Genomic DNA, 16289 nt, shown 5'->3' with positions numbered 1-16289 from the left:
GATCTCCAGGTTGTGGCCGTTCGGGTCGTCGAAGTAGGTGCCTCGGCCGCCGTCGTTGTGGTTGATCTCGCCGGGGCGGGAGTGGGCCGGGTCCGCCCAGTACGTCAGGCCTGCGCGTCGGATGCGGGCGAAGATCGTGTCGAACTCGGACTCCGAGACCAGGAAGGCGTAGTGCTGGGGGGTTATGTCGCCGGGGGTGTCCATGTAGTCGAGGGTCACGCCGTTCGGTATCTCGACGGGGGCGAAGGGGCCGAACGGCGGGCTCGCCTCGAGGCCGAGCATGTCGGCGAGGAAGCGGGCCGACGCCTCCTTGTCGTGGGCGGCGACGATGGTGTGGTTCAGCTGGATCGTCATGGGGCGCCTCCTCCTGCGTTCAGGGCGCAAAGGCAGTCACTTCCCACGCTAGGGCCTGTCGGCACGGACACACAGACGACAGCTGTGGCTCGCCCCGACCGCGCCGCAGGTGGCGCGGTCGGCTGGTCGGCGGCCCGTAGCTGTTGTGGCTGCTGGGCCGCCGACCGGCAAGGTGAACGATCAGATCGTCGCGGTGTCGATCACGAACCGGTACCGGACGTCGCTCGCCTGTACCCGCTCGTACGCCTCGTTGATCTGGTCGGCGCGGATCAGTTCGATCTCGGCGCCGAAGCCGTGCTCGGCGCAGAAGTCGAGCATCTCCTGGGTCTCCTGGATGCCGCCGATACCGGAGCCGGCAAGGCTCTTGCGGCCCATGATCACCGAGAACAGGTTGAGCGAGACGGGCTCCTCGGGCGCGCCCACGTTCACGAAGGCGCCGTCCGTCTTCAGCAGGGACAGGTACCCGTCGAGGTCCAGCGGCGCCGACACCGTCGACAGGATGATGTCGAACGAGCCCGCGAGCTCCCGGAAGGTCTTCGGGTCGCTGGTGGCGTAGTAGTGGTCGGCGCCCAGCTTCAGGCCGTCGTCCTTCTTGCGCAGGGACTGGGACAGCACGGTCACCTCCGCGCCGAGCGCGTGCGCGATCTTGACGGCCATGTGGCCCAGACCGCCCATGCCGACGATCGCGACCTTCTTGCCGGGGCCGGCGTTCCAGTGCTTCAGCGGGGAGTACGTGGTGATGCCGGCGCACAGCAGCGGCGCGGCGACGTCGAGGGACAGGCCGTCGGGGATGCGGACGACGTAGTTCTCGTCGACGACGATCTTCTGCGAGTAGCCGCCGTAGGTGGGCTCGCCGTTCTTGTCGAGGGCGTTGTACGTGCCGATCATGCCGCCGCCGGTGCAGTACTGCTCCAGGCCGGCCTTGCAGTTGTCGCACTCGCGGCAGGAGTCGACCATGCAGCCGACGCCCACGCGGTCGCCGACGGCGAACTCGGTGACGCCGGAGCCGACCTCGGCGACGACGCCGGCGATCTCGTGGCCGGGGACCATCGGGAAGATCGCCTCGCCCCAGCCCTCCTGGGCCTGGTGGATGTCGGAGTGACAGATGCCGGCGAACTTGATGTCGATCAGGACGTCGAACTCGCCGACCGGCCGGCGCTCGATGGTGGTGCGCTCCAGCGGAGCCTTGGCGGCGGGTGCGGCGTACGCAGCAACAGTGGTCATGCCGGGGTTCTCCTAAGGGGATTCCGTGCCCGGCTGCCTTCCGACCGGGCACGGGATCCAGCGTGCCGCCGTTTTCCGTATTCACCCAGGCCACGGCTTTGCGTACGTTTGCTGTTCCTACCACTGGCGGGGTCAGGCTCCTGTGCGTACGACCGTGAATACTGGAGGCATGGACGCACAGCCCGACCCCGCACACGAGCCCGGCACGGGCCTGGACCGGCGCGCCGAGCTCAGCGAGTTTCTGCGCACCCGGCGTGCCCGGCTGAAGCCGGAGGACGTGGGGCTGCCCGACTTCGGGCGGCACCGCCGGGTGCCGGGACTGCGCCGCGAGGAGCTGGCACAGCTCGCCGGAGTGTCCGTGGCGTATTACACGCGCTTGGAGCAGGGCAACGGGCAGAACGTCTCGGCGGAGGTGCTCGGCTCCATCGCGCGCGCCCTGCGCCTGACCGATGCCGAGCACGCGCACCTCACGCACCTGGCGAAGCCGAAGCAGCACAAGAAGAAGCCGGCCGCGCGGGCCCAGCAGGTGCGGGTCGCGCTGCGGCAGCTGCTGGACTCGATCGACGGTGTCCCGGCGTACATCGTGGGGCGCCGCTCGGACATCCTGGCCTGGAACCGGATGGCCGCGGCGCTCTTCGGCGACTGGTCGGAGCTGCCGCCGCAGGAGCGGAACTGGGCGCGGCTGGTGTTTCTGAACCCGGCGTACCGCGAGCTGTTCGTGGAGTGGGACCAGAAGCAGTCCGACATGGTCAGCTTTCTGCGTATGGACGCCGGCTGCCATCCGGACGACCCGCGGCTGTCCGCCCTGGTCGGCGAACTGTCCCTCAAGAGCGAGGAGTTCCGGCGGTTGTGGGCCAGGCACGACGTCAAGGAGAAGAGCCACGGCGTCAAGCGCCTGAGGCATCCGCTGGTCGGTGAGCTGACGCTGTCCTTCGAGACGTTCCGCATGGTCGACGACGTCGAGCAGTCGCTGGTCACCTACCACGCGGAGCCGGGCTCGCCCTCGGCGGAGGCGCTGCGCCTGCTGGCGAGTTGGGGTGCGGATGCGACGCGGGCGGGCGGGGCGGCTTCTGCGCCGTCGGCGGGTTAGGCAGCGGGCCCGAACAGCCTCGTCCTCAACGGAAACGCGGAAAGCCCGCCGGAAGCTGCGCTTCCGGCGGGCTTTCGCTAACGGCTCACTTGCCGTAGTACGCGTTGTAGATCGAGATCGTCGACTTGTTGTTCTGCTTGTCGGTGATCTTTGCGTGGAAGGAGATCGCCTTGCCCTTCTCCGGGTTCTTGAAGGTGATCTTGCCGTTCTTCACGGTGACCTTCTTCCAGGTCTGGCCGTAGTCGTACGACACCCACACGCCCAGCGCCTTGAGGTTGCTGCCCTTGGCGGAGCCCTCGACGGTGACCGGGACGGTGGCTGTGCGGCCGGCCGTGACCTTGCTGGCCAGGTCGGTCGTGGCGTTGAAGCGGACGGTGGACGCCGGGAGCTGGGCCACGTCGGTGGCCGGCTTCTTCGAGCGGAACGTCCAGCTCGCGTCGATCCGCGTGGACGCGGCCGCGACCTTGACGCTGCGCTTGACCGAGGTGGTCAGCCGGTACTCGGCGTCGCCGGCCGGGACCGTGAACGCCTTCTCACCGAAGAGCGGGTCGTCGTGCGTGCCGACCTTGGTGCCGTTGCGGTACAGGGTCGTGTTCACCGAGGTGAACAGCGACGAGCCCGCGTGCCGGGAGCCGTCGGCGAACAGCGGCACGTAGCCGTAGATGTCGTTGCCCTCACGGAACAGACCGAAGTCGGCGTTCAGACGCGGGCCGAAGACCGCCTTGTTGAAGGTCTTCGAGTACGACGTGCCCGCCTGGAACAGCTGCGGGTCGCCGAGCGAGTAGTACGCCTCCGTGATCGGGTTGCCGTCCGCGTCCTTGCCGCCGTACTGCTCGAAGTCGAAGGTCCACTCGATGGCGTCGACCGTCGACAGGTACAGCGTGCGCGCGCCGGGCAGCTTCTGCTCCACGGGGCTGCCGAAGACGACGTCGTCCGGGAAGAGACCCACGGTCATGAGCGCGCCGGTCTTGCCGGGTGTGGCGGCACCGAGGTTGTTCTTCACGGTGGCGAGTTCGCTCTGCTTGAAGTGGCGGACCTTGTCGCCCTGGAGCTTCCTGACCTTGGCGGAGGTGGCCACGTCGTACTCGGCGTCGGCGCCCTTCGTCCACTGGCCGCCCCAGGTCTGGGTGAGGCCGCTCGTGATCTCCCCGCCCAGGTGGCCCATGCGCAGATCGGCGAACGAGCCGGCGCCGAAGCCGAAACCGATGCCCGCGGCGTCGAGCATGTAGCTGATCGACGCGGAGACGGGCTTGGCGCTCGCGTCCGGCACGGTGATGTCCGCCGCCTTGGTCTTGCGGGCGTCGATCGTCACCGAGGTGTTCTTGGTGACGGTCAGCCGGGGCTGGACCAGCCAGTCGAGGCCGCCCTCCAGGTTCACGAAGTCCTTGGCGATCCAGGCGTCCAGCAGGTACGTGCCCTTGGGGATGCGCAGGGTCGTGGTGCCGGACGCGGCGAGCGGTACCTGGTAGCCGCGGCCGTTGCCGAGGCCCGAGTAGCCCATCAGCGCGGTGTTGTAGTCGTCGGTCGGCTGCCCGTCCCGGCCGATGTGCTTGACGGTGACGTCGTACGACTCCACCTCACGCTGCACGGCGGCGGCCGTGCGGACGCTCTGCCCGCCGCCCGTCGCGGTGACGTACGCGGAGTAGGAGCCGTCGAGGGTGCCGCCCAGCTTGGTGTCGACGGTCAGGTCGACGGAGGCCTTGCCGCCCGCCGGGACGGTCACCTTGGTCGCGCCGAGCTTGAAGAAGCCGGCCGGGGCGGCCTCACCCTTGGGGTTGGTGGCGGTCGCCTTCAGGTCCAGCGTGACGTCGCTCGTGCCGAGGTTACGGTACGTCAGCTGCTTGGTGACCGGGGTGTCGTCGGTGTGCGGCCACTGCTGGACGCCAAAGCTCACCGAGACCGGGTCGGCGATCACCGTCTGCTTGACGGCCTTGTCGACCTGGATCCGGCCGGAGCCCTGCTGGAACGGCGTGTAGGCGCCGCCCTTGGTGGAACCGGTCAGCGCGCCCTTGATCTCGGCGTACGTCCAGTCCGGGTGCTGCTGCTTGAGGATCGCGGCGGCGCCCGCGACATGCGGGGTCGCCATCGACGTACCCGAAATGGTCAGGTACCCGGCCGGGTTCTCGCCGACCTCCTGCTCGATGACGCTGCCCTTGGCGGAGGCCGCGGTGATGTCCACGCCGGGCGCGGTGACGTCCGGCTTGATGGCGCCGTCGCCGACGCGCGGGCCGGTGCTGGAGAAGTCGGCCAGCTTGTCCTGGTCGTTCACGGCACCGACGGTGAGCGCGGCGTCGGCCGAGCCGGGCGAACCGACCGTCTCCGGGCCGGAGTTGCCGGCCGCGATGGCGAAGAGGATGCCCTTGTCGGCGGAGAGCCGGTTGACGGCCGCCTCCAGCGGGTCGACATCCGGTGTGTCCATGCCGCCGAGGCTGAGGTTGACGACGTCGGCGCCCTGCTCGGCCGCCCACTCCATGCCGGCGAGGATGCCGGAGTCGTCGCCGAAGCCGTTGTCGTCGAGGACCTTGCCGTTGAGGATCTCGGCTCCGGGCGCGACGCCCTTGAACTTGCCTCCCGACTTGGCGCCGGTGCCGGCCGCGATGGACGCGACATGCGTGCCGTGGCCGTACTTGTCGCTCGCGTCGGCGGCGGTGGTGAAGTTCTTGGACGCGGTCACCTGGGACTTCAGGTCCGGGTGGGTGGCGTCCACGCCGGTGTCCAGTACGGCGATCTTCACGCCCTTGCCGTCGTAGCCGGCGGCCCATGCCTTGGGGGCGCCGATCTGCGGCACGGATGTGTCGAGGGTGACCTTGCGGACGCCGTCGAGCCAGATGTGCGCGATGCCGGAGACGGTCCTGTCGCCGTTGGTGACGGCGTCCCACAGCTCGGGCGCGTCCTTGTGCGCGGTCTGCACGGCGTCCGCGTTGAGGGACTCGAGGCTCTGGCGGAGGGTGCCGGCGTCGCGGACGTCGGCCTTCGCGGCGGTGGCGGCGCCCTTGTAGCCGACGATGACCTTCAGGCCGTTCTTCTGGGCCTTGCGGGTCGTGGATTTGTTCAACTCGGTGATGTCGAACAGCCGCTGGTCCAGCTTGCCGGTGGCGACCAGACGGGCCGCGTCCGCGGGTATGACGAGGGTGTGTCCCTCGGCCTTGCGGATCTGTACGGGTATGTGCTCACGCCCTTCGGCCCGTTCCAGGCCTACGACCCGGCCCTTGGCGTCCACGCTGACCCGGTCACCGGTGATCAGGGTGATGCGGTGGTGGGACGTGAGCTTCGCAGCGCCGGTCGCGCGCTGCTCCGGCTTCGCCGACGCCGGGCTGGTCAGTCCCGCGGCGAGGGCGACGGCGGCCGCGGTGGCGACCGCGGCGGCACCGGCTCTCTTCACTTGTCTGAGCAAAACTCCCCCTGGAGTTGAGGAACCGGGCGAATTCCCCGTTCACCCGGCCGGGGGCCGTTTCGCACACCTGCGCGTGCACCCCCCGGAGACACGCAGTATGCCGGGGGGTGATCAGACACCTCAATAGAACGTTCAGTTACGACTTGACCATCGCGAAAGTTCGTCAGGAGTCAGCGAATTCGGTGTCCGTCAGGCGTTCTCCGGCACCGGGTTCTCTTTCACGCTGATCCTGCCCTTGCGGATCGTCGCCAGCCGCGGGGCCTTCTTCGCGATCGAGGAGTCGTGGGTGACCATGATGAACGTCAGCCCGAGCTCCTTCCACATGCGCTCCAGTACGTCCATGATCTCGTCGCGCATCGACTCGTCGAGGTTTCCCGTGGGTTCGTCGGCGAGCAGCACCTTCGGCTGCTTCACCAGCGCACGGGCGATCGCCACGCGCTGCTGCTGACCGCCGGACATCTCACCGGGCAGATGCCCGAGCCGCTCACCGAGTCCGACCGACGTCAGCGCCTCGGCGGCCCGTTCGCGCCGCTCCTTCCCCTTCACACCGAGGGGCACGAGGGCGGTTTCGACGTTCTCCTGAGCGGTGAGCGTCGGGATGAGGTTGAAGCTCTGGAAGACGAACCCGATGTTCTCGCTGCGCACGGTGGTGAGCCTGGCCTCGGACAGCCGCGCCAGATCGACCCCGTCGAGCACGACCTCCCCGGAGCTGGGCCGGTCCAGCCCACCGAGCATCTGCAACAACGTGGACTTCCCACCACCGGTGGGCCCTTGAATAACCAGCCGATCCCCGTCGGCGATGGTCAGATCGATCCCGTCGAGAGCGTGGACGGTCTCCTTTCCACGGGTGTAGCGCTTGGTGACAGCTCTTAGTTCGTACATGGGGGCAACTCCTGGACGTAGAGGGTGGTTGTTCGTCAATCCGCGGGCAGTCGTGCCGCCTGGGGCGCTGGGGGTCCCCCCGCTCGAGCGAAGCCGAGAGTGGGGGAGGGTGGGCGCAGCGACACCCCGTGACGCCGGGATGCGCGACCCACCCCCACCCCGCCGCAATCGGCGGCGGCTACTCAACCCGCCGCAACGCATCCGCCGGCCGCAACCGCGACGCCCGCCACCCCCCGAACGCTCCGGCGACAAGCCCACCCGTAACCGCAAGCCCCACCGCAAGCGCAATCGTCGTGACACTGACCGGCGCAGTGAGCGCAACGTCGAGCGTCCGGGCCGCAGCCGCGCGCGCAGGCCCACCCCCGAAGCCACCGCCCGGCCCAGCCATGCCCCCACTCCCACCGCCGAGTTCCGCCTGCAACGTAGGACTGACCGCGGTCACGGCATACGCCCCCGCCAGCCCGAGCCCGATACCGAGCGCACCGCCCACCAGCCCGTTGACGACGGCCTCCCCGACCACCTGCCGGGTCACCCGCCCCGACCGCCAGCCCAGCGCCTTCAGCGTGCCGAACTCCCGCACCCGCCGGGACACCGCCGACGACGTCAGCAGCCCGGCCACCAGGAACGCCGCCGCAAGCACCACGACCGACAGCCATTTGCCCACGCTCGTGGCGAGATCGGACGCGGTGGACAGCGAGCCGGACACGGTCTCCGCAAGGTCCGCGGAGGTCGTCACGGTCGTACCGGAGATGTTCTTCTGGATCGCCGACTTGACGGCGTCGATCCGCTGCGAGTCGGTCGCCTTGACGTAGATCGTGGTGACCTTGTCCGCCGAGTCGCTGAGCGTCTGCGCCTGCTTCAGCGGGATGTAGAGGTTGGCCGCCGCGTCCCCGCTCTCCGGCGTGGCGATGCCGATGACCTCGTACTTGACGCCCTTGATGGTGACGGTGTCGCCGAGGGCGAGCTTCTTCTCCTTGGCGTAGGAGGCGTCGGCGACGACCACCTCGGCGTTGGTCTCGGACGCCTTGAAGGTACGGCCGCTGGTGATCTTCGAGGAGGTCAGCGGGCCGAGCTCGGGCTTGGTGACGTCGGTGCCGTAGACGGAGTAGTTGTTGACGTCGAAGTCGGCGCCGCCGCCCTGGACGCGGCCCTCGGGCTGCCCGGTGCCGCCGCCGGGGGCGCCGCCCGGCTGCTCGCCGCCGCCGTCCTGCTGGAACTGACCGCGGGTGAACTGGCCGCTGACCTTGATGACCTGCAGGCTCAGTCCGCCGACGGCGTCCGACACGCCGTCCTGCGCGCCGACCTTGCTCACGGTGGAGCTCGACAGCGTCTCGAAGCCCTGGACCATGACCCGGTCGCTGCTCTGCTCCTCGTCGGAGTCGCTGTCCTGCGCGTCGAACCGGAAGCGGGGCCGCTGCGCCTGGCCCTCCTCCTGGGCGGCGGCCGCCTTGGTGACGGTCATGTCGGTGCCGAGCCCGTACAGGGACTGCAGGACCTTGTCCTGGGCCTTGCCCATGCCGGAGGACACGGAGCTGACCACGATGACCAGCGCGATACCGAGCGCCAGCCCGGAGGCGACGACGAGGGCCGCCTTTCTGCGGCGGCGCAGTTCGCGCCTCAGGTAGGTGAAGAACATGCGCTGCAAGCTAGGGACGCACCGTGATGGCGGCATAAGGCCGGCATAAGAGAAGGATGAGAAGGGTGTGTCCGATCCTCGGAACGGGCCCGTAAGCCTGTGAAAACACGAATGCCGCCTCCAAGAGGCGGCATTCGCACAGAATCAGAGGGAGCGTCAGATGGCGGAGCCCGCCTTCCACTGTGCCCAGTCCATGTTCCAGCCGTTCAGGCCGTTGTCCGGCGCGATCGTCTTGTCGCCGGTGTTCTGGACGACCACGACGTCACCGACGATCGAGTTGTTGTAGAACCAGGCGCCCTCGGTCTTCGGGTCGTTGGCACCCTTGGTGTCGTTCAGGCCGACACACCCGTGGCTGGTGTTGACGTTGCCGAAGACGGAGTCGGCGCCCCAGTAGTTGCCGTGGATGAAGGTGCCGGACGTGGACAGGCGCATGGCGTGCGGGACGTCCTTGATGTCGTACTCGCCCTTGCCGTCGTCGTCGGTGAAGCCGACCGTCGCGCCGTTCATCCGGGTCTCCTTGAACTTCTCGGAGATCACCATCTGGCCCTCGTACGTCTTGTTCTCGGGCGAGCCGGCGGAGATCGGGATGGTCTTGACGACCTTGCCGTCCTGAGTGACCTTCATCTGCTTGGTCTTCGCGTCGACGTAGGAGACCTGGTTGCGGCCGATGGTGAAGGTGACCGTCTTCTGCTGGACGCCGTAGACACCCTCGGCGCCCTCGACGCCGTCGAGCGCCAGCTTCAGCGTGACGGTGGAGCCTTCCTTCCAGTAGTCCTCGGGCCGGAAGTCGAGCCGGTTGGCGTTGAACCAGTGGCCGACGACCTCCTGGCCGCTGCTGGTGGAGACGGTGATGCCCTTCTGGACGTCCACCTTGTTGGTGATCGCCTTGTCGAAGTTGATCGACACGGGCATGCCCACACCGACGGTGGCGCCGTCGTCCGGCGTGAAGGTGCCTATGAAGCTGTTGTCCGGCGAGACCGTGGTGAAGGAGGCGTTCTCGTGGGCCTCCCGGCCCTCGGAGTCCTGCGCGGTCGCCGCGACCTTGTACGTGGTGGAGCGCTCCAGCTGGACGGTGGGCTTCCAGCTCTTCTTGTCGGCGGATATCTCGCCCGCGACGGCGGTGCCGTCGGACGTGGTCATCGTCACCTCGGTGAGTGTGCCCTTGCTCACGGTGACGGCGGCGGAGTTGTTGATGGAGGCGTTGGCGGAGCCGTCCTTCGGCGTGATCCTGATCTGGGCCTGGGAGCTCTTCTGGGCCGCTGCCTCGTCGACCTTGGCCTGCGAGGTGTCGTTGCCGCTGTCGCTTCCGGCGGCCTCGTTGCCGCCGGAACACGCCGAGAGCACCAGCACACTGCCGAGCAGTGCGGACGCGGCCTTCAGGCCCTTGCGCCGCTTACTGTCCGTTATCACACGCTTCTCCATCGTTGCCGATTCCCCGAAAACCCCGAGAGTCCCCGTTAAGAACTTTCAACGCTACGACCGGTTCGTCCCGTTCCACATGCCTTGCTTGTGTGGGGCACACCACGTTTTCGATGAGCGGGTGGTGCAGGTGTCGGTCTGTGCGCCCCTTGAGACGAGGAAACCCCGGGCGGCGGTTGCCGCCCGGGGTCACGATTTCCCCAAGCCGCTTCAGCCGGCCCGCTCTCCGTCTTCCTGGTCGTCGACATCATCCTCGGCGAGGTCCCATTCCGGCGAGTCCGGGTCGTAGTCGACCTGCTCACTGCTCCAGGAGGCCTGCTGGAGCTCGACCCCCGGCACCTCGCTGACCAGGTCGAACGGGTCCACCAGGTACGCGAGGGCCTCCGCGGTGTCTTCCGTCACAGCGCTCTGCGCGTGCGCCCGTTCCTCGGCCGGCATGTCCGCGTCGTCGGAAATCCGCCGCAGCGCCGCCTGCGTCACGGCGTCGTGGTCGTCGACCTCAAGGACGAGTTCCACGCGAACCCGTACAAAACGCGATGTCTCTGGAGTGCTCATGCTCGGAGAGTACGGCCCGTGGCCCCCGTGACTTTCCCGTGACCCGCGCCTTTCACTAACATCGCCCCACACGGCCAATTCGCCAGCGTCACAAGGGGATCGATATTCCGTGTCATCCGCTCGTCGTCCGTTGCTGACCGCCACCGCCGCGGGCACCCTGCTCGGCGCCCTGTGGTTCGTTCCCTCCGCGAACGCGACCGCGGACGACCCGGCGCAGGAGCAGCCCACGGTGACACAGACGACGCAGGCCAGAGCGGCGGCAACGGCCACCGACACGACCGGCGTTCAGACCGACGGCACCCGGCTCGCCGACACCGGCAGCTTCGACAGCACCCCGTACGTCGTCGGCGGCACGCTCTGTCTGACACTGGGCGCCGGCTTCGTGGTGTATTCGGTGCGCCGAGAGCGTCTTGGGTTCTGAAACGGTTCGGAAAATCTGGCTTGACGTGTCCTTGACCTGAGCCTCATAGTCCGCTCATGAAGAGATCATCGAGGGCGCGCACAGGCGCCACGGTCGCCGTGAGCGTGCTGTCGCTCGCCCTCATCACCGGTTGTGGCGGGGAGTCGGACAGTTCCGACGACTCCAAGGACACGGAGTCCTCCTCGCAGGCTCAGGCCGCCAAGGCGCTCAGCGCGGCCGAGTTGGAGAAGCTGCTGCTCGCTCAGGGCGAGGTCAAGGGCTACAAGGTCGACTCGGGCGACGACACCCTCCCGAAGTCCAAGACCGAGGTGAAGACCGACAAGGCGGAGTGCGACCCGCTCGCCTGGGCCACCGCCGGTCTCGCGCCGGGTGACACGGACGCGAACGCCAGCAACACCGTCGCGGAGGACAAGGCGTCGACCGCCACCGCGCAGCCGGAGGACATCGCGGACGCCTTCAACGTCAACATGACGTTCGTCGGTCTCTCCTCGTACGAAGGTGACGGCGCCGAGAAGGCCATGAAGGCCGTGTCCGACGGCGTCTCGGCCTGCTCCGGCGGGTACGGACTCACCACCGGGGGCGAGAACTCGAAGGTCACCAAGGTCGCCTCGGTGCAGGGCTCCGGGCTGGGTGACGAGTCGGTGGCGTTCGCCGAGGACGTCGACATGGACGGCGAGGGCACGGCCACCTTCCACACCGAGGTGGTGCGCAAGGGCAACACCATCGCCACGTTCTACACCGTGAACTTCGCCGCGCTCGGTACCGGCGAGGCGGCCGAGATCCCGGCGGCCGTGGTCGAGGCGCAGGTCGCCAAGCTCAAGTAATCTCCGGGGCCCTGCCGGTGGTACGGCAGGGCCCTTCAACCGTCCTACTGGAGCGGTCCGGTGACCGTCTCCACCGCCGCCAGCAGCCGCCCGTCCCGCACGAACGCGTCCGCCGCCGCGAGGTCGGGCGCCAGGAACCGGTCGGGACCGGGACCCTCGACCCCCGCCGCCCGTACGGCGTCGATGACGGCCTGGGACGCGGGCGCCGGGGTCAGCCCCTCGCGCAGTTCGATCGCGCGCGTGGCAGCGTAGAGCTCGATGGCGACGACCCGGGTGAGGTTGTCCACGGCCGTACGCAGCTTGCGCGCCGCCGACCAGCCCATGGAGACATGGTCCTCCTGCATCGCGGAGGACGGAATCGAGTCCGCGGACGCCGGTACGGCGAGCCGCTTCATCTCGCTCACCAGCGCGGCCTGCGTGTACTGGGCGATCATGAGCCCGCTGTCCACCCCGGCGTCGTCGGCGAGGAACGGCGGCAGACCGTGGCTGCGGTTCTTGTCCAGCAGCCGGTCGGTGCGCCGCTCGGCGATGGAGGCGAGGTCGGCGGCGGCGACGGCGAGAAAGTCGAGGACGTAAGCCACGGGCGCGCCATGGAAGTTGCCGTTGGATTCGACGCGCCCGTCGGGGAGTACGACGGGATTGTCGACGGCCGACGCCAGTTCGCGCTCGGCGACCAGGCGGGCGTGCGCGATCGTGTCCCGTCCGGCGCCGGCCACCTGCGGGGCACAGCGCACGGAGTAGGCGTCCTGGACGCGGGGCGCGTCGCCCTGGTGATGGCCGGTCAGGCCCGAACCCTTCAGTACGGCCAGCATGTTGGCGGCGCTGGCGGCCTGGCCGGGGTGCGGGCGGATGGCGTGCAGCTCGGGAGCGAGGACCCGGTCGGTGCCGAGCAGGGCCTCCAGCGACAGGGCCGCGGTGACGTCGGCGGACTTGTAGAGGGTGTCCAGGTCGGCGAGGGCCATCAGCAGCATGCCGAGCATGCCGTCGGTGCCGTTGAGGAGGGCGAGGCCTTCCTTCTCGCGCAGCTCGACGGGCTGGATGCCGTGCGCGGCGAGGAGTTCGCCGGCAGGGCGTACGGTCCCGTCGGGTCCTTCGGCCTCCCCCTCCCCCATCAGCGTCAGGGCGCAGTGGGACAGCGGGGCGAGGTCGCCGGAGCAGCCGAGGGAGCCGTACTCGTGCACGACCGGGGTGATACCGGCGTTGAGGACGTCGGCCATGGTCTGCGCCACCTCGGGCCGTACGCCGGTGCGTCCCGAGCAGACGGTCTTCAGCCGCAGGAACATCAGGGCCCGTACGACCTCCCGCTCCACCCGCGGCCCCATCCCGGCGGCGTGCGAGCGGACGATGTTGCGCTGGAGCTGGGTGCGCAGTTCCTGGCCGATGTGCCGGGTCGCGAGGGCGCCGAAGCCGGTGGAGACGCCGTAGACCGGGTCGGGCTTGGCCGCCAGCGCGTCCACGATCCCGCGGGCCGCGGTGAGCGCGGCCACCGCCTCGCCGGAGAGCTCGACCCGGGCGCCGGCGCGCGCCACGGCGAGGACGTCGGACGCGGTGACACCAGACGTCCCCACCACCACAGTGTGCATATCCATATTCAGGAGCGTACGCAGTGAATTCGAAGATGTCACGGGTGGGTGCGCGATGTGGCCCTTACCGCTGTTGCTGCCGAGGTGCGGCGTTGCTCACCGGCGGCCCCGGAAGCGGCGCCGCTCCGGGGTGTGCTCGTCGGTCGGTGCGTCGGCGAGGCGCACCACCGGGTCGTCGGCCCCCTCGCGCCCGGCAACGACCGCCCGGGCGGCGCGGACCCCCTTGGCCTGGTACTGGGCGGCGTCGGCGAGCCGGAACAACCGACGGGCGGAGCGCACCGGCCCGACCGGGTCCTGGGTGGAGGCGACCCCGCAGGCGACACCGTCACCCAGCTCCAACTCCGCGGCCCGGCAGCACAGTTCGTCGGCCACCTTCACCACGTCGTCGGCGGGCGGCCCGACCGCGAGCAGACAGAACTCGTCGCCCCCGAGCCGGGCCGCGAGCGCGCCGGGGAGCATGGCCCCGCACAGCGACAGCACGGAGCCGAACCGTTCCAGGAGCCGGTCGCCTACGGCGTGCCCCCGGGTGTCGTTGACCCGCTTGAGCCCGTTGACGTCGCAGACGACCAGGCTGACGACGACACCCTCCCGACGGTGCCGTTCGATCGCCTCGTCCAGGCGCATGTCGACGGCACGACGGTTGGCGAGCCCGGTCAGGGAGTCGGTGAAGGCCAGCCGCCTGGCCTCCTCCAGCCGCTCGGTCTGTGCGATCCCGGCGGCCACCACGGCGGCCAGGACGGTGGCGAAGTCGGCGTCGCCCCGGTCGAAGACGGGGACACCGATCGGGCGCGCGACATACAGCTCGCCCCACGCCCGGCCGTGCAGAACGACCGGCGCGACGACGCAGCTGCTGCGGCCGCGGCGACGCAGGGCGGCGACCCGCTGGTGACAGTAACCGGCGCGGCCCGCCGTCGGCCCCTCCGCGGTCTCGACCCAGGCGTCGGGCTCGCCGCCACCGGCCCACTGCTCGTGCAGGAACTCCGTGATCTCGGCGAACTGGTGCACCGGGTAGGCCTCGTCCTCCGGGAACTCCTCCTCGTCCGGCGCCCGCTCCCCCACGTTGACCAGGACCCGAAGGCGCCCGAGGTCCCGCTCCCACACCGACAGCGCGGCAAAGCTCGCGTCCAGCGCCCGGCACGCACCGAGCGCGGCGGCCCGCCACGACTCGCGCGGGGTGTGCGCCGCGGCCATCCCCTGCGCCAGCGCCACAACGGCCGCGAGGCGATCGTCCTCACCCATCACTCCAGGCTAGGGAGGTTTATGGGGAAGCGGGAGGTTTGCGGGGCGCTGGGGTGACCGGTTTCCCACGTCAGCCCGCGGGCAGTCGTGCCTCCGTGAGCCCGCGGGCAGTCGTGCCTCCCCAGTGCCTTAAGGGCCTGGGGGGGACCCCCAGGGCGGCACGGGTGGGCGCGGGCGGCACCCCGTAAGCGCCGGGCTGCGCGACCCACCCCCTGGCCCGCCGCAACGCCGGTCACCGGCCAACGCCGGACTCACTCCCCCGGCCACTCCGGCTTCCGCTTCTCGTTGAACGCCGCCACCCCCTCCGCCCGATCCCCCGAGAACGCCACCGAACGCCACGCCGCATCCTCAACCTCCAGCCCGGCCCGCAGATCCAGCCCATGCCCCACCCGCAACGCCCGCTTCGCAGCCCGCAGCCCGACCGGCGAGTTCCCGGCGATCCGGGCCGCCAGCGCCAGCGCCTCCTCACGGTCCCGCCCCTCGTCCACCAGAACGTCCACCAGCCCCAGCTCCCGCGCCTCGGCCGCCTCGACCCGCCGCGCGGTGAAGATCAGCTCGGCCGCCCGCGCGGCCCCCACCCGCCGGGGCAGCAGCTGCGTGCCGCCGCCACCCGGAATCACCCCCACGGACACCTCCGGCAGCCCGACGACGGCCGTGCGGTCGGCCACGATCACGTCGCACGACAGCGCCAGCTCGAAGCCGCCGCCGAGCGCGAAGCCGTGCACCGCCGCGACCGTCGGCACCGGCAGCTCGAGCACTCCGGTGTACGCACCACGTGCAACCGGACGCTGCCGCACCAGCTCGGCGTCGCTCAGGGAGTTGCGCTCCTTGAGGTCGGCGCCTACGCAGAACGCCCGCTCATGCGTCGACGTCAGAACGACGACCCGTACGTCCCGGTCGTCGCCCAGCGCCGCGCAGGCCGCGGCGACGGACCGGGCCATCTCGGTCGAGACGGCGTTCATGGCCTTGGGCCGGTCGAGGGCCAGCTCCGCGACATGCCCCTGTTCGTGCCTACGCACCAGCACGAACTCCCCGAACCGTTCCTCGCTCACGACACCCTCCCGGTTAACGACGGTTAACAGCACTCGTCCCGATCATCGCAGCCGCGCCCCTCCGGGGAAAGAGCGGGTGACCGCTGCCCGACACCCCGTTCGAGTGACATCCCGGCGACTCCCGCCCCGTCCCCCGCGCGAGCGCATAACGTGCGCACCGCCGGGCTCATCGGGGGCGCAACGGGGGCGCAACGGCACCGGGGAGGAACCGCCATGACGACCGACACGACGACGCACAACTCGGCGAACAACAACCCAGTCGGCGCCGACCCGCACGGTGAGGACCCCGACGTCCGGCAGCGCAGCGCACGCGGCCGGCACCGGCGTCCACGCCCCCGTAAGGTCCTGTTCGCCGTCGGCGGGCTTGCGCTGGCCGCCGGTGCGCTGAGCCTCGTACGGATGACGTCGGAGTCCGGCGGCGACGACCTCGGCACCGCACAGGCGGCCCCCGGCCGGGATCCGGTGACCGGCTCCGACCGGGCGGCGACCGCGTCCGCCACCGTCGCGGACGTCCCGGACACCGGCCCCTCGGCCGGCGTTCCCCTCGGCGGGGCCGACGCGACGCCGGGCACCGGCACAGGACCGGCTCCGCTCCTGTCCGCGACCGCCTCGCCGA

At 69.9% G+C, this 16289-nt stretch carries 13 protein-coding genes and 1 pseudogene; 4 read left to right on the top strand and 10 right to left on the bottom strand.

Going from position 1 to position 16289, the window contains the following annotated elements:
- The coding region (locus tag ACTWQJ_RS27300) for a VOC family protein (RefSeq protein ID WP_443309193.1) at window positions 1–354 on the bottom strand (354 nt) is incomplete at its 3' end.
- Window positions 355–534: 180 nt separating this feature from the next.
- A complete protein-coding gene (locus ACTWQJ_RS27295) occupies window positions 535–1578 on the bottom strand; it encodes an NAD(P)-dependent alcohol dehydrogenase (RefSeq protein WP_443309192.1) in 1044 nt (347 codons plus the stop codon).
- A 169-nt stretch (window positions 1579–1747) separates the two neighbouring features.
- Here ACTWQJ_RS27295 and ACTWQJ_RS27290 point away from each other — a divergent pair, with 169 nt between their 5' ends.
- Window positions 1748–2668: a helix-turn-helix transcriptional regulator gene (locus tag ACTWQJ_RS27290; RefSeq protein WP_443309191.1), complete on the top strand. Its 921-nt coding sequence runs from the start codon at window positions 1748–1750 to the stop codon at window positions 2666–2668.
- Window positions 2669–2753: 85 nt separating this feature from the next.
- On the opposite strand, the gene ACTWQJ_RS27285 is transcribed toward ACTWQJ_RS27290, so the two are convergent.
- The 5 genes from ACTWQJ_RS27285 to ACTWQJ_RS27265 form a co-directional block, all read right to left on the bottom strand.
- The gene (locus tag ACTWQJ_RS27285; protein WP_443309190.1) at window positions 2754–6050 is read right to left on the bottom strand and encodes a S8 family peptidase; all 3297 of its coding nucleotides are present in this window, start codon (window positions 6048–6050) and stop codon (window positions 2754–2756) included.
- 201 nt (window positions 6051–6251) lie between these two features.
- Entirely contained in the window at window positions 6252–6944 is a 693-nt protein-coding gene (locus ACTWQJ_RS27280; protein ID WP_443309189.1) for an ABC transporter ATP-binding protein, read from the bottom strand.
- A 178-nt stretch (window positions 6945–7122) separates the two neighbouring features.
- Window positions 7123–8580, bottom strand: a complete 1458-nt coding sequence (locus ACTWQJ_RS27275) for an ABC transporter permease (protein WP_443309188.1) — start codon at window positions 8578–8580, stop codon at window positions 7123–7125.
- Between the two features lie 156 nt (window positions 8581–8736).
- Window positions 8737–10002: a L,D-transpeptidase gene (locus tag ACTWQJ_RS27270; protein ID WP_443309187.1), complete on the bottom strand. Its 1266-nt coding sequence runs from the start codon at window positions 10000–10002 to the stop codon at window positions 8737–8739.
- 207 nt (window positions 10003–10209) lie between these two features.
- Window positions 10210–10554 (bottom strand): hypothetical protein, encoded by a 345-nt coding sequence (locus tag ACTWQJ_RS27265; protein WP_443309186.1) that lies wholly within the window; start codon window positions 10552–10554, stop codon window positions 10210–10212.
- Between the two features lie 109 nt (window positions 10555–10663).
- Here ACTWQJ_RS27265 and ACTWQJ_RS27260 point away from each other — a divergent pair, with 109 nt between their 5' ends.
- Together ACTWQJ_RS27260 and ACTWQJ_RS27255 are read left to right on the top strand one after the other, a co-directional pair.
- Complete coding sequence (locus tag ACTWQJ_RS27260; protein ID WP_443309185.1) at window positions 10664–10975, top strand: hypothetical protein; 312 nt, start codon at window positions 10664–10666, stop codon at window positions 10973–10975.
- A 56-nt stretch (window positions 10976–11031) separates the two neighbouring features.
- Window positions 11032–11799, top strand: a complete 768-nt coding sequence (locus tag ACTWQJ_RS27255) for a hypothetical protein (RefSeq protein WP_443309184.1) — start codon at window positions 11032–11034, stop codon at window positions 11797–11799.
- A 44-nt stretch (window positions 11800–11843) separates the two neighbouring features.
- Here ACTWQJ_RS27255 and hutH read toward each other — a convergent pair whose 3' ends face one another.
- The 3 genes from hutH to ACTWQJ_RS27240 form a co-directional block, all read right to left on the bottom strand.
- Entirely contained in the window at window positions 11844–13382 is a 1539-nt protein-coding gene (gene hutH, locus ACTWQJ_RS27250; RefSeq protein ID WP_443309194.1) for a histidine ammonia-lyase, read from the bottom strand.
- Window positions 13383–13478: 96 nt separating this feature from the next.
- The gene (locus tag ACTWQJ_RS27245) at window positions 13479–14621 is read right to left on the bottom strand and encodes a diguanylate cyclase domain-containing protein (RefSeq protein WP_443309183.1); all 1143 of its coding nucleotides are present in this window, start codon (window positions 14619–14621) and stop codon (window positions 13479–13481) included.
- Between the two features lie 251 nt (window positions 14622–14872).
- The gene (locus ACTWQJ_RS27240) at window positions 14873–15673 is read right to left on the bottom strand and encodes an enoyl-CoA hydratase/isomerase family protein (RefSeq protein WP_443309182.1); all 801 of its coding nucleotides are present in this window, start codon (window positions 15671–15673) and stop codon (window positions 14873–14875) included.
- Between the two features lie 213 nt (window positions 15674–15886).
- On the opposite strand from ACTWQJ_RS27240, the pseudogene ACTWQJ_RS27235 reads away from it, so the two are divergent.
- Window positions 15887–16289, top strand: a pseudogene (locus tag ACTWQJ_RS27235) (hypothetical protein); the annotation flags it as partial.

This window comes from Streptomyces sp. KR55 (genome assembly GCF_052245645.1).
Taxonomy (GTDB): Bacteria; Actinomycetota; Actinomycetes; order Streptomycetales; family Streptomycetaceae; genus Streptomyces; species Streptomyces flavusporus.
Note: the sequence above shows the minus strand (reverse complement) of the source record. Positions and strands in the feature narration are given on the sequence as shown.